The sequence below is a fragment of the Bradyrhizobium sp. CCBAU 53351 genome, from assembly GCF_015291745.1.
In the GTDB taxonomy this organism is placed as follows: domain Bacteria; phylum Pseudomonadota; class Alphaproteobacteria; order Rhizobiales; family Xanthobacteraceae; genus Bradyrhizobium.
Genome location: NZ_CP030059.1, coordinates 555,213 through 567,680, shown reverse-complemented (window position 1 = coordinate 567,680; position 12,468 = coordinate 555,213). Strand labels below are relative to the sequence as shown.

The window sequence follows — 12,468 nt, the reverse complement described above, 5'->3', positions numbered from 1 at the left end:
AATTGTGGCGGATAACGGGAGCGTGATCCCTTGAGCGGCGGTTTTCCTCGGGCGGCAGTCAAATTCCTGCAGATTGATAGATTGCAGTCGAACTCTATACTTGTTATAGAGGTCGAACGAAATCCAAATGGAGGTCCACGATGCGAGTGAGTCGCACCCAGGCGGCCGAGAACCGCCAAACCGTGATCAATGTGGCCAGTCGCCTCTTCAGGGAGCGCGGCTTTGATGGCATCGGCCTCAAGGACCTGATGAAGGGAGCCGGGCTCACTCAAGGCGCCTTCTACAAGCAATTCGCTTCGAAAGAGGATCTGGCGGTCGAGGCGTCCAGGCGCGCATTGGAAAGCGCGTCCGGCCGATGGTCAGACGCGGCCACGGCACATCCCGATGATCCGCTCGGCGCGGTAATCTCGTTCTACCTCAGTGACGACCATCGCGGAGAAAGGATGGACGGCTGCCCGATCGTGGCGCTCGGCGCAGATGCCGCCCGACAAGGCCCCGAGGTGAAGGCGGAATTCGAAGCGGGGATCAAGGCGCATCTCGACGTGCTCAGCCGCTTCCTAGCCGGAGCCGGCGAGGAGGCCTCGCGCGGCAAGGCCATGGCCATCCTCGCGACGATGATCGGCGCGGTGACGCTGTCGCGCGTCGTCAACGACCCTGATCTGGCTCAGGCGCTGTTGGATGCCGCGGCCGAGCAGGTTCGCGACACCGCAGCCGCTTGAGTGGATGGGCCGGTGTTCCGATTGAATGGGTGCGAGCCCATTCGCTGACTCCAGATAGACGAGAAGAGAACGATGTCGAAAGAAGCAACGGATAGCTTCGCCGGAAAATGGGCGCTGGTCACGGGGGCGTCGAGTGGCCTCGGCCTCGAATTCGCAGATCTCCTGGCAGCGCAGAAGGTCAATCTCGTCTTGGCGGCTCGACGGCGGGAGACGATGGACAAGCTTGCCTCCGATCTCCGCAGCAAATACGGGGTGGACGTGCTGGTCGAGGCGATCAATCTTGCCGCGCCGGACGCGGCCAGCCGCCTGAAAAGCAGTCTCGACGCGAGGTCCGTGACGATCGACATTTTGGTGAACAATGCCGGCTTCGGCTTGCACGGCAATTTTTTGGACACGCCGATCGAGCAGACCGCGAACATGATCCAGCTCAACATCACCACGCTCACAGAGCTGACCTATCTATTCGGCCGCGACATGGCTCAGCGGCGATCCGGACATATCCTTCTGATCGCCAGCCTCCTGGCCTTCCAGGCCGTCCCCACCTATGCGGCCTATGCAGCGACCAAGGCTTACGTGCTGGCCTTTGGCGAGGCCCTGCATGACGAACTCCGCCCACATGGTGTGGTCGTGACCAGTCTTTGCCCGGGACACACGGCGACAGGCTTTGATGCGGCAGCCGGTGCAACCGCTTCGAGCTTGCTGCGGCTCCTCACCATGAAGCCGCGTCCGGTCGCCGCGAGCGGTATTCGGGCGCTCATGCAAGGAAAGGCCACCGTGATCGCAGGCCTGTCGAACAAGATGGCTGCCTTTTCAAATCGTTTGACGCCGCGATCAATGCAAAGGGCCACCATGAAGAGGATAATGGACGCCTGACGCCTAGAGCGGCGGCATGTGGGCGCTTGTCGACCCGCGTTCTGCCCACGTGGTTCGGACGCCGCTAAACCGACATATGCGACTGTCTCGATCTAACTCTTCAGCGCAGCAGAGCGTCGGCTTGCCGAGACGCCGCCCGCGAGCCACCCTCTCCCGCACGAAGATAGGGTAAGATTATCGCCCTACCCCATCCCTCTCCCACAGTTGGCGCGTGAGCACGCCGGCCCGCTTCTCGATCGCGGCCGCCGCATCGAGCGCGAGATCCTCGCGATAGCGCCCGGCGATCAGCTGCACGCCGATCGGCTTGCCGTCGTGGAGCGCCACCGGCACCACCGCGCCGGGCAGGCCCAGCACGTTGATCGCGGAGATGAAGCGGATCTCGCCCCAGAAGATCTCGCGCACGCGCTCGGCGCTGACGGTGTCCTCGCGCGGGCCCGGCGTCGGCTTCACCGTGGTCGGCGCCAGCACGATTGGGTAGTCCTCGAAGAACAATTGCCAGGCGCGGATATGGCCGTTGCGCGCGGCGGTCGCCTGCATCCAGGCCTTGAGATCGAGCACATTGGCCTTGGCCTTCATGCCGCCCCAGGCCTTGTGGAAATCCTCGGAGGTGACCTTCAGCATGGAAGCTTCCTGCATCACCACAGTCTCGTTGGTGATGATGTCGCACCAGGTCTGCCAGACGCCGTTGATGTCGGGCACCTCGACCTCGCTGACACGGTAGCCGGACCGTTCGAGATGGTCGGCGGCCTGCCGCAGCGCCGCGCTGACGGACGGATCGACATCCATATCGGCGGGGATCTTGGCCAGCGCCACCTTGATCGGCCCCTTCGGCTTCTCGCCGACCAGCGGCGCCGGCACCCACCAGGGATCGCGCGGATCGCGCTGGCTCATCACCTCGAGCGCAAGGCGAACGTCGGCGACGTGGCGCGCGAGCGGCCCCTGCGCCGACATCAGATGCGCCAGCATCGGCCGCTCGGCCGTTGCGCTTTCGTTGAACGCGGGGATACGTCCCTGCGTCGGCTTGATGGTGGCAACGCCGTTGCAATGCGCCGGCCAGCGCAGCGAGCCGCCGATGTCATTGCCATGGGCGATGGTGCCGATGCCGGCAGCGACTGCCGAACCCGCGCCACCCGACGAGCCGCCGCAGGTGATATCAGGATCCCAGGGATTGAGCGTCAACCCATGCAGGGGATTGTCGGTGAAGCCGCGAAAGGAGAATTCCGGCGTGTTGGTGAGACCGATGACGATCGCGCCGGCCTTCTTCAGGTTGCGCACGACCGGCGCGTCCGACGGCGCGATAAGGTCCTTGTTGGCGGGCACGCCGTTGAAATTCGGCCGTCCCTCGTAATCGACGTTTTCCTTGATCGTGATCGGCACGCCGTGCAGAAGGCCGAGCGCAGCGCCCTTGGCGCGCTGCTTGTCGGCCGCGTGGGCAGCCTTCAACGCTTCTTCCGAGAGATCGACGACGACGGCGTTGAGCTTCGGATTGACCGCGCGCATCCGCTCGAGATGGGCTTCCACGGTCTCGACCGCGGAGATCGCGCCGGAGCGGATCGCGGCTGCGGTCTCGACTGCCGACCATTGCCAAGCCGGTCCGCGTGGGCGGGGCGGCTTCGCTGATTTGCCGGTGGCGGTTTTTCGGACCGGCTTCGCGACAGTCCCTTTGCGGGCCCCGCTCTTCGCCGCAGCTCGCGTTGCCGCCTTCTTCGCAGTCTTGTTCTTGGTCGCCTTCTTCGCCACGCCCCATCTCCCACAATTGCGCGCGAGAAGTTAGGGACGGCTCGCGTCTCTGTACAGGCGTGATTCTGCATCGCCGTCTTTCGCATCTGTGCCGACGTCAAATCGAACTGGTGCTGATGCGCACGAGCAGTCCGCGCTGACGGAGCGTGACATGGCGCGGATGAAGGGGGATGAGGGCCAATGGCGGAGAGAGTGGGATTCGAACCCACGGTACGGTTTCCCGCACACACGCTTTCCAAGCGTGCGCCTTAAGCCACTCGGCCATCTCTCCGGAGCGCCCTCTCTTGAAGGGGCGCCGCCGATTTTGCAAGGGATCGCGGCTCAATCGGGTGAATTTTCCGCAACTTGTTGTAGTTGCAAGACAATATCTGATGTAACAGGTCCACCGATCCGCCTGCCGGCTGAACCCGCGGCGGGTTTGGCGCGACGATTCACGCAGGAGCGGCGAACACGCCTACGGGGGACACCATGACCATCCGCAAGACCATCCTCGCCCTTGGCCTGGCATCAGGCCTCGGCTCCGCCCTCGCGGTCCCCGCTGCTGCCCAGGTCTGCACCCGGCAAGGCGTCGACGTCAGCTGCAACGACGGCCGGCGCGGGGTGCTGTCGGGCGATGCCATCATCTGGCCGGACGGCACGCGCTCGAGCTCGACGCCGCATCCGAGCGTGATCATCGGCAACAAGAGCTCGGTGCATGTCGGCCCCGGCGTGTTCGTCGGCCAGGGCAAGGGCATGGTGCCGATGGACGATCCCAACGCGCCGAACAAGCGGCAATGCGCGATCCTGGATGGGGTCTCGTATTGTTATTGATGGCGCTATGCGCTGTTTGCGGTCATGCCCGGGCTCGTCCCGGGCATCCACGTTGTCGGACGCAAGACGTGGATGGCCGGGTCAAGCCCGGCCATGACGAGTTGATAGGACTGAGAAAAAATCTCAGATCAGCCTTACGCCCGAGATCGCCGACTTCAGCCAGCGCAGCGCTTGCGGCGGTTGCGCGGCGAGCGGGGCGACGGCGGCCTTCTCGGTTCGGCACTTCTCCAGCTCGGCGACGAAATCGGCCGACCATTGCTGGATGGTGTGACCGCGCAGCTTCTTCATCATCGCGTCCCAGCGCATCTTGCGCTCGGTGAGCGGCATCGCGGCCGCGACCGCGATCGCGCGCGCCATGCCGTCGATGTCGTGCGGATTGACGAGCAAGGCAGTCTCGAGCTCGTTGGCAGCGCCCGCGAACTTCGACAGCACCAGCACGCCGGGGTCGGCCGGGTTTTGCGCAGCGACATATTCCTTGGCGACGAGGTTCATGCCGTCATGCAGCGGCGTCACCACACCGACCTGCGCGGTGCGATAGAGGCCCGCCAGCACCGCTTGGCTGAAACCCTTGTTCAGATAGCGGATCGGCGTCCAGTCGACCTCGCCGTGCCGGCCGTTGACGTCGGTGACGAGGCGCGCGACGTCGTTCTGGAGATTGCCGTAAGCCTCGATCGCGCCGCGCGAAGGGTTGGCGATCTGGAGCAGCGAAATGCTGCGCGCAAACTGCGGCTGCTCGGTCCAGAGCCGGTCGAACGCGGTGATGCGGTTGATCAGGCCCTTGGAATAGTCGAGCCGGTCCACGCCGATCGCGAGCCGCTCGCCATTGAGGCTGCGGCGCAGCCGAGACACGTCCGGATGCGAGGCCGATTTCGCGGCGTAAGCTGCGAACTTCTCCGCATCGATCCCGATCGGAAACACCTCGCAGCGGGTGCGGCCGTGCTGCGAGAGCACGACGCCGTCTTCGACGGTGAGACCGAGCTCGCCGCCGGCATAACCGAGGAAGTTCTGGCAGTCCTCATTGGTCTGGAAGCCGAGCAGATCGTAGGCCAGCATCGCCGTGATCAGCTCGCGATGATTGGGCACGCCCTGCATCACCGCGGCGACGGGCCACGGCGTATGCAGGAAAAAGCCGATCGGGTCGTCGACGCCGAGATCGCGCAGCTCCGCACCGAGCGCGAGGAAGTGATAATCCTGCACCCAGAACGCGGTCTTGGCTTTTCGGAAACGCATCAAGGCGCGCGCCATGAAGGCGTTGACCTCGCGATAGCTGACGTAATCCTCGCGCGAGACGCGGATCAGGTCGCTGCGCGAATGCAGCGCCGGCCACAGCGCGGAATTGGCAAAACCCTCGTAATAGCCGCCGTAATGCGCCGCGGGCAGATCCAACGTCGCGATTGCGCCGGTGCCAAGCGCTTCGATCTCGGCAAAAGGTTCCTTTTGATGGCCGTCGCGGACCCGGCCCGAAGATCCCACCCAGATCGCGCCCGAATGTTCCACCACCGGCAACAAGGCCGCCGCGAGGCCGCCCGTCATGGGCTCATTAGGCTTGCCGCGCGCGACGCGATTCGAAACGACGACTAAGTTCACAGGTCGTCCCCTCCTGTTTCATTCCACCCCGTTTAACTGCCGTTCATCAATATGGTTCCTGATCATCGTTTCAACCAATTGAAACCAAAATCGGGCGTGCGCGTTGGAACTGGTTTCGCTTGCGGAACCCGGGAAATTCCGCTGCAAAGACAGCGTGTGCGATTGTGTTGCACACCAAATAGCGCGGCGCGCCAAGACGCCGAGCCGACCGACATTATGTCTGCGAGAGGGCGCTGCCCTCGTTTCACCTGGGATCAAGCAGGCGGGCAAGGAACGCACGCACGTCGTTCGGCGCGTCGAAATGGCCATTCACGCCCATGGCACGACGTCCGACCGAGAAGGCGAGCCCGTTCATGTCGGGCATGATCGCGAAGACGGTTTCGTCGGTGACGTCGTCGCCGATGAAGATCGGACGCCGCCCTTTGAACGGCTCCCGCTTCATCAGCTCGCGTACGCCGGTCGCCTTGGTAAACCCGGAATGCTTGATCTCGCAGACGAACTTGCCGGGCAGCACCTCGATCGGCGCGTTGGGCAGATCGGCGCGGATCACCGAGACGGATTCGTAGATGGCTTTCTCCGCATGCGGCGCGAGACGGTAATGCAGCGCCAGCGAATAGCCCTTGTCCTCGAGCAGAATGCCGGGCGAAAGCTTGGCGATGGCCGCCAGCCGCCGCTTCAGCTCCTTGTCCAGCGGCGGCGCGTGCACGGCATCGGCCTCATTGTCGACCGACAGCCGCATCTCGGCGCCGTGGCCGGCGACGGCGCGAAACACGTCGGGCGCGAAGATCAGGTCGATGTCGTTGAGCGAGCGGCCGCTGACCAGCGCCAGCGCGCCGGAGGTCCGCTCGGTCAACCGGTTCAGCGTGTCCGAGAGGCCCGGCGGCACCCACACCTCACGCGGCGTCGGCATCAGGTCGAGCAGGGTCCCGTCGATGTCGAGCAGAATTGCGGTCTCGTCGAGATGCGGCACCAGTGCATGCGGCACCGGCACCGTTTCCGGGGTGTCGTCGTCGCGTAGGGTGTTCTGCTGGTCCAACGCCATCTCTGCAAGTTCCGATTTCATCAGTCTACTCCATAAAGGCGAGCGGCCGAGCGATTTGTTCGAGCGATTTGCGCTCCGCCGAGACGGCATAGCGCCACGCCACGATCGCGGCCGCGATCATCAGGACTGCCCCCAGCAGATAGCCGGCGAACACGCTGGTGCGTGATCCCGTGTCGATCAGTGCGCCGAACAGCGCCGGCCCGATCACGCCGCCGATGCCGGTGCCGACCGCGTAGAACACGGCGATCGCCAGCGCGCGAACTTCGAGCGGAAAGGTCTCGCTGACGGTGAGATAGGCCGCACTGGCGGCCGGCGATGCAAAGAAGAAGATCACCATCCAGGCGATGGTCTGCCCCTGCGCAGAGAGCACGCCGATGGAGAACAGATAGCCCGAGACCGCCAGGAGCACGCCGGACATGCCGTAGGTGAACATGATCATGGTGCGGCGTCCCAGCGTATCGAACAGCCGGCCGAGCAAGAGGGGCCCCAGGAAATTGCCGGCGGCAAACGGCAGCAGGTACCAGCCGACGTGATCGGCGCGGATGCCGTAGAAATCGGTCAGCACCAGCGCGAAGGTGAAGAAGATCGCGTTGTAGAAGAACGCCTGCGCGCTCATCAGCACGAGGCCGACCAGCGCGCGCTGGCGGTACGCCGAGAACAGCGTGTGCACGACCTCGCGGATCGGCGTGTGATCGCGCATCTTCAGCCGCATCTTGGTGAAGCGCGCCTCGCTCGTATCCTGGCCATGCCCGATCACGGAACGCTCGATCTCGTCGACGATCGCATGCGCCTGGTCGGGACGGCCATGGATCATCAGCCAGCGCGGACTTTCCGGAATCCACATTCGCATCAACAGCACGACGAGACCGATGCTGGCGCCGATCAGATAAGCGAGACGCCAGCCGAGATCGGGCGCGATCACGGCGGGATCGAGCAGCACGATGGCCGCGACCGCGCCCATCGCGGCGCCGATCCAGAAACTGCCGTTGATGACGAGATCGGTCCAGCCGCGATAGCGCGCCGGCACCAACTCCTGGATGGTCGAGTTGATCGCGGTGTATTCGCCGCCGATGCCGGCGCCGGTGAGGAAACGAAACGCCGCGTAGCTCGCGACATCCCACGACAGAGCGGTCGCCGCCGTCGCCGAGAGGTAGAGCGCCAGCGTGATGAAGAACAGCTTCTTGCGGCCGATGCGGTCGGTGAGCCAGCCGAAGCCGAGCGCACCGAGCACGGCGCCGGCGAGATAGGCGGAATTGGCAATGCCGAGATCGAGATTGGAGAAGTGCAGCGACGGGCTCTGCTTCAGCGCACCGGAGAGCGCGCCGGCCAGTGTCACCTCGAGCCCGTCAAGGATCCAGGTGATGCCGAGCGCGAGCACGACGCGGGTGTGAAACCCGCTCCAGGGCAGCGCGTCGAGCCGCGCCGGAATACTGGTCTCGACGATGCGGTCGGTCGCGGCCGCCGAGACCCCAGATGCATAGTTCCGCGCTGGGCTTTGCTGCAATTCCATCGGGCTGTTGCGTTCGATCAATAGAAGCGGCCCCGATTCACAGGACGTGAACGGGGTCGATCCGATCATTGGGGTGCGGCATTCCGCCTGCCACCTGCGACAACGTCCGCGGCGAGGCCGGGTTCCCGCAGGAACGGCCGCCAGCACCGGCCGTTTCCGATGGAGCCGCAAGGAGTTGACGCATGGCTCATGTCAGAAAGACGACACATTCGCGAAACAGCGGCGCCCGCAAATCCAGCCGCCGGAAGACAAGCACGCGGCGCAGCACGACCACGCGCAAGAACGCCAAACGCGCAACGCCAAAGCGCTGGTCGCAGCGTGTGACCAAAGAGAGCGACGCACTCGACCTCAAGCAGGGCGTGTTCAAGCTGACCAGCCCGAAGAAGATCGCGACGTCACTGAAGCGATCGGCCGAGCACAGCTCACGACGCAAGACCGGCGCCTATCGTTCGGCGCTGTCGATGCTGACCTTCTACATCAACCGCGCCGGCAAGACCTTGCCGAAAACACAGCGCGCGCGGCTGGAAAAGGCGAAGGTCGAGCTGAAGCGGGCGTTCGGGAGGGAGTGAGTCTCAGACGGCGCTCTTAACTCCGCTGTCGTCCCGGACGAGCGCAGCGAAGATCCGGCAACTGTTATGTTGGCCTAGTGTACAGGTACGGCTTTCGATCGCGGATGATGGCGTTGAGGACCGTCAACAGCTTCCTGGCAACGGCAATGAGAGCGAGCTTGGCAGGTTTACCGGCCTGTCGCAGTCGAGCGTAGAAGGCCTTGAATGGATCGGCCCGGCGGACCGCATTGAGAGCGGCCATGTAGAGGGCATCGCGGACGCGCTTTCGGCCCCCGACGATCTTCCGCTTGCCGCGGTAAGCGCCGCTGTCGACGTTGAAGGGAGCCAGGCCGGCGAGCGCGGCCACCTGCTTCGGTCCCACTTTTCCGAGTTCCGGCATCTGCGCGATCAGCTGCATGCAGGTTACGGGGCCCACGCCGGGAAGTGACCGCATCAACTGCGCATCATCGGAGACCTCCGGCTCAGTCTTGATCAGTGCGCTAATATCGGCCTCGATTGCGGCGATCTCATTGTCGAGGACTTCAATGAGCCGACCGATGCGATCGGCCATGGCGCGGTCCTCGGCCTCGCTGCGCCTGTTCTTCTCCTGGGCACGCATGAGAACCAGTTGATCCCGCCGTTTTGCAAGCCCCGCCAGGGCATTGCGGGCAGGATTGGCAGCCTGCTCAGCGGCAGGCTGCATGGCCCGGGCAAAGCTCGCCAGCATCCGGGCATCGATCGGGTCGGTCTTGGCGAGCTGGCCGCTGGCGCGCGCAAAGTCCCGGGCCCGGGCCGGGTTGATCCGGGCAAAGCGGATGCCGGCCTGGCTGAGCGCCTCACGAAGCTCAAGGTCATAGACGCCCGTGGCTTCAAAGACGACCAGCACATCGCATCGCCAACGCGCCGCGATCTGTGTGATGGCCTGCGGCGCGTTGGCGATGCGCTCCGGCACGCCCAGGCTCTCATCGAAGATATCGAGATATCGTTTGGAGACGTCGATTCCGACGTAACGAGGGCGTATGATCATGGTGCCTGTCCCTGTGATGCGAGGTCTGTTGGCGCAGCCTCGTGCAACTGTTCAGGTTGATAAATGGAACGGGCGGGAGACCGAGCCGGCTCACGGCGTCAAGCGCCAAGGACCCAACGGCTTCCCGCCCACTCCACCATGACAGGATTTCGATACACAGGGACCCATAACCACAGGAAGATGTTTGGCGAAGACTCGGAGTGACCAGTTTCGCGCAACCACTTCTCCCTGTGGTTATGGGTCCCCCGCTTTCGCGGGGACGACAACCGAGGGTGAAGCGACAGCGAGGCCTACGCCGCGCGGATATTCCCCATGAAGCGATCGAGCTCGGCGCGCAGACGGGTGCTTTCGGATGACAGCGTCTTGGCCGAGTGCAGCACCTCCTCCGAGGCCGAGCCGGTCTCGGCGGCGCCGCGGTTGACCTGGCCGATGTCGGTGGCCGCGGTCTGGGTGCCCTGTGCCACGGTCTGGACGCTGCGCGCGATCTCCTGCGTCGCCGCGCCCTGCTGCTCGACGGCACTGGCGATCGAGGTCGAGATCGACGAGATCTGGCCGATGGTCGCTCCGATCTCCTTGATCGCGGCAACCGATTCGGCGGTGGCGCCCTGCATGCCCGTGATGTGCGAGGAGATTTCATCCGTCGCCTTCGCGGTCTGGCTCGCCAGCGACTTCACTTCGCTCGCGACCACCGCGAAGCCGCGGCCGGCCTCACCGGCGCGCGCCGCCTCGATGGTGGCATTGAGCGCCAGAAGGTTGGTCTGCTCGGCGATCGCCGTGATCAGCTTGACGACCTCGCCGATCTGCTGCGCCGCATGCGAGAGTTTTCCAATGCGACCGTCGGTCTCCTTGGCCTGCACCACGGCAGCTTCCGCAATGCGGCTGGAATCGCGGACCTGGCGACCAATCTCCTCGACCGAGGCCGACAGCTCTTCCGTCGCGGTGGCGACCGACTGCATGTTGGAGGAGGCCTGCTCGGAGACGCCCGCGACCTGGCTCGACAGGCTCTGGGTGGTCTCGGCGGTCCGGGTCAGCGTTGACGCGGCCGATTCCAGCTGCACGGCCGAGGCCGAGACGTTGGACACGATGGCGCCGACCGCGCTCTCGAAATCATCGGCAAAGCGGATCAGCTCGGCGCGGCGGCTTGCGGCCTGCTCACGGTTCTGCACTTCGCTGGCCGCGGCATCGCGCTCGGCCTTGGCGACAGCCTGAACCTTGAACTCCTCGACCGCGCCGGCCATCTCGCCGATCTCGTCCTTGCGGCCGAGACCCGGCAGCACGACGTCGAAATTGCCCGAGGCGAGCTCCCGCATCGCCTTGCACATCGCGATCATCGGACGCGAGATGCCGTTGCCGAGCATCAGGGCAAGCACCGCGCCGATGGCGAGGCCGCCGAGCGCCAGCATCACCATGAGTCGCTCGGTATCCACGATCGTCGCATTGGCGCTCGCTTCGATGCGCTGCTGATCGGCCGTCAGGTCCGACCGCAGTTCGCCGGAGAGCTTGAGGATGCCCGCCGCCGTCTTGGTCATCTCGCCGTTCAGCTTGACGATGATCTTCACATTCTCCGACAGCTTCGTGAAGGAGGAACGGTACTGCTTCAGCAGATTACCGATCTCGGTGACGCGGTCGGTGATCTTCTGGTCGTTGGCATAGATCGAGACCAGCAGGGTCTCCAGGAATTTGACGCGGGCGATCACGCCATCGGCGGTCTTCGGCTCCGGCTTGGCGACGAAGGCGCTGACCGAGGTGGAGACCGCCAGATATTGCGAGGTGATGTCCTTGGCCGTGGTCTGGACTGAGGCCAGCCCCGCCAGCGCGGCCGTATCGGCGAGATCGTCGAACTTGAACCGGATCTTGTTGCCGACGCTGTTGAGCTCATCGGCCGCGATCTTGTTGTTCTCACGCGTCAGCGTGATGATTTCCCCGAACACCTTGGTGAAGCGCTGGAACTCGGCCTCGAGCTTGCCGACCTCCTCGCGTCGGGCGGCGCCGGTCGTGGCGGACATCGACTTGGCGATCGCGCTCTTCAGATTTTCCTCGGCAGCCTTGGCTGCGGTCTCGTCATCCGCGGCCCCCGTCAGGGTGTAGGCGCGGGCCAGTCCTTGATAGGCGATCAGTTCGCGGTCGACCGTCCGCGCGAGGTCGGCTTCCGAGACGCTGGTGCGATAGGAGGCCACGGCGCCGGCAATCCGCTCGAAGCCGAAATAGGCGAAGGCCATGCTGACGGCGAGGATGGCCAGCACCGCCACGAAGCCGAGGATGATTTTTGCGCGAAACCGCAAAGTTGGCAGCTTCGATTGGTTCGACTTCGACTTGACCGACATTCCCCCACCCCATTCCATTCGCGGAAAACCAGGCGCAGCCGAAAGAGCAGCCCGCTCTCTGACTCGTCCGCACGGTAATCGGCAAAGGATAAGCTGTGGTAAATTTGCGACGCCTGGCTGGCGGTTAGGTGACGCAGAGGAGTTGTTAAGGTCCGCTTTCCCGCGGCGTTACAATTGATCCGCGCGCCAATCTCCGCTGTCGTCCCGGACAAGCGAAGCGCAGATCCGGGACCCATAGCCACAGGGAGAAGTGTGGCGAAGACTCGGAGTTACCCGCTCGCTCCTTAG

10 protein-coding genes and 1 tRNA gene are annotated in these 12,468 nt (G+C 64.4%); 4 read left to right on the top strand and 7 right to left on the bottom strand.

All coding sequences use genetic code 11. From position 1 onward, the window contains the following. Nucleotides 1-140 precede the first annotated feature (140 nt). On the top strand, nucleotides 141-719 hold the full coding sequence (locus tag XH83_RS02685) for a TetR/AcrR family transcriptional regulator (protein WP_194405552.1): 579 nt from the start codon (nucleotides 141-143) through the stop codon (nucleotides 717-719). Nucleotides 720-791: 72 nt separating this feature from the next. After that, entirely contained in the window at nucleotides 792-1,592 is an 801-nt protein-coding gene (locus XH83_RS02680) for an SDR family oxidoreductase (RefSeq protein ID WP_194405551.1), read from the top strand. Between the two features lie 174 nt (nucleotides 1,593-1,766). On the opposite strand, the gene XH83_RS02675 is transcribed toward XH83_RS02680, so the two are convergent. Both XH83_RS02675 and XH83_RS02670 read right to left on the bottom strand, forming a co-directional pair. Continuing rightward, nucleotides 1,767-3,332 (bottom strand): amidase family protein, encoded by a 1,566-nt coding sequence (locus XH83_RS02675; protein WP_194405550.1) that lies wholly within the window; start codon nucleotides 3,330-3,332, stop codon nucleotides 1,767-1,769. 181 nt (nucleotides 3,333-3,513) lie between these two features. Then, nucleotides 3,514-3,603 (bottom strand) — tRNA-Ser (locus XH83_RS02670). Nucleotides 3,604-3,800: 197 nt separating this feature from the next. Between XH83_RS02670 and XH83_RS02665 the strand changes: the two genes are divergently transcribed. Then, nucleotides 3,801-4,142 carry a hypothetical protein gene (locus XH83_RS02665; protein ID WP_194405549.1) on the top strand — a complete coding sequence of 114 codons (342 nt, stop codon included), beginning with the start codon at nucleotides 3,801-3,803 and terminating at the stop codon, nucleotides 4,140-4,142. A gap of 123 nt (nucleotides 4,143-4,265) precedes the next feature. Here XH83_RS02665 and XH83_RS02660 read toward each other — a convergent pair whose 3' ends face one another. The 3 genes from XH83_RS02660 to XH83_RS02650 all read right to left on the bottom strand — a co-directional run bounded on the left by XH83_RS02660 (nucleotide 4,266) and on the right by XH83_RS02650 (nucleotide 8,281). After that, nucleotides 4,266-5,729 (bottom strand): trehalose-6-phosphate synthase, encoded by a 1,464-nt coding sequence (locus XH83_RS02660; protein WP_194405548.1) that lies wholly within the window; start codon nucleotides 5,727-5,729, stop codon nucleotides 4,266-4,268. A gap of 244 nt (nucleotides 5,730-5,973) precedes the next feature. Continuing rightward, complete coding sequence (gene otsB, locus XH83_RS02655) at nucleotides 5,974-6,792, bottom strand: trehalose-phosphatase (RefSeq protein WP_194405547.1); 819 nt, start codon at nucleotides 6,790-6,792, stop codon at nucleotides 5,974-5,976. 4 nt (nucleotides 6,793-6,796) lie between these two features. Continuing rightward, the gene (locus tag XH83_RS02650) at nucleotides 6,797-8,281 is read right to left on the bottom strand and encodes an MFS transporter (RefSeq protein WP_194408142.1); all 1,485 of its coding nucleotides are present in this window, start codon (nucleotides 8,279-8,281) and stop codon (nucleotides 6,797-6,799) included. A gap of 182 nt (nucleotides 8,282-8,463) precedes the next feature. Between XH83_RS02650 and XH83_RS02645 the strand changes: the two genes are divergently transcribed. After that, the gene (locus tag XH83_RS02645; RefSeq protein ID WP_194405546.1) at nucleotides 8,464-8,850 is read left to right on the top strand and encodes a DUF3175 domain-containing protein; all 387 of its coding nucleotides are present in this window, start codon (nucleotides 8,464-8,466) and stop codon (nucleotides 8,848-8,850) included. A gap of 64 nt (nucleotides 8,851-8,914) precedes the next feature. Here XH83_RS02645 and XH83_RS02640 read toward each other — a convergent pair whose 3' ends face one another. Further along, nucleotides 8,915-9,856, bottom strand: a complete 942-nt coding sequence (locus XH83_RS02640) for an IS110 family transposase (protein ID WP_194404488.1) — start codon at nucleotides 9,854-9,856, stop codon at nucleotides 8,915-8,917. A gap of 290 nt (nucleotides 9,857-10,146) precedes the next feature. Continuing rightward, nucleotides 10,147-12,180, bottom strand: a complete 2,034-nt coding sequence (locus tag XH83_RS02635) for a methyl-accepting chemotaxis protein (RefSeq protein WP_194405545.1) — start codon at nucleotides 12,178-12,180, stop codon at nucleotides 10,147-10,149. Nucleotides 12,181-12,468 lie beyond the last annotated feature (288 nt).

Bases quoted from the DNA above. Each gene is read 5' to 3' on its own strand.
- XH83_RS02665 (WP_194405549.1), top strand. From the start codon at position 3,801: ATGACCATCCGCAAGACCATCCTCGCCCTTGGCCTGGCATCAGGCCTC.
- XH83_RS02635 (WP_194405545.1), bottom strand. From the start codon at position 12,180: ATGTCGGTCAAGTCGAAGTCGAACCAATCGAAGCTGCCAACTTTGCGG.
- XH83_RS02640 (WP_194404488.1), bottom strand. From the start codon at position 9,856: ATGATCATACGCCCTCGTTACGTCGGAATCGACGTCTCCAAACGATAT.
- XH83_RS02685 (WP_194405552.1), top strand. From the start codon at position 141: ATGCGAGTGAGTCGCACCCAGGCGGCCGAGAACCGCCAAACCGTGATC.
- XH83_RS02650 (WP_194408142.1), bottom strand. From the start codon at position 8,281: ATGGAATTGCAGCAAAGCCCAGCGCGGAACTATGCATCTGGGGTCTCG.
- XH83_RS02645 (WP_194405546.1), top strand. From the start codon at position 8,464: ATGGCTCATGTCAGAAAGACGACACATTCGCGAAACAGCGGCGCCCGC.
- otsB (WP_194405547.1), bottom strand. From the start codon at position 6,792: ATGAAATCGGAACTTGCAGAGATGGCGTTGGACCAGCAGAACACCCTA.
- XH83_RS02680 (WP_194405551.1), top strand. From the start codon at position 792: ATGTCGAAAGAAGCAACGGATAGCTTCGCCGGAAAATGGGCGCTGGTC.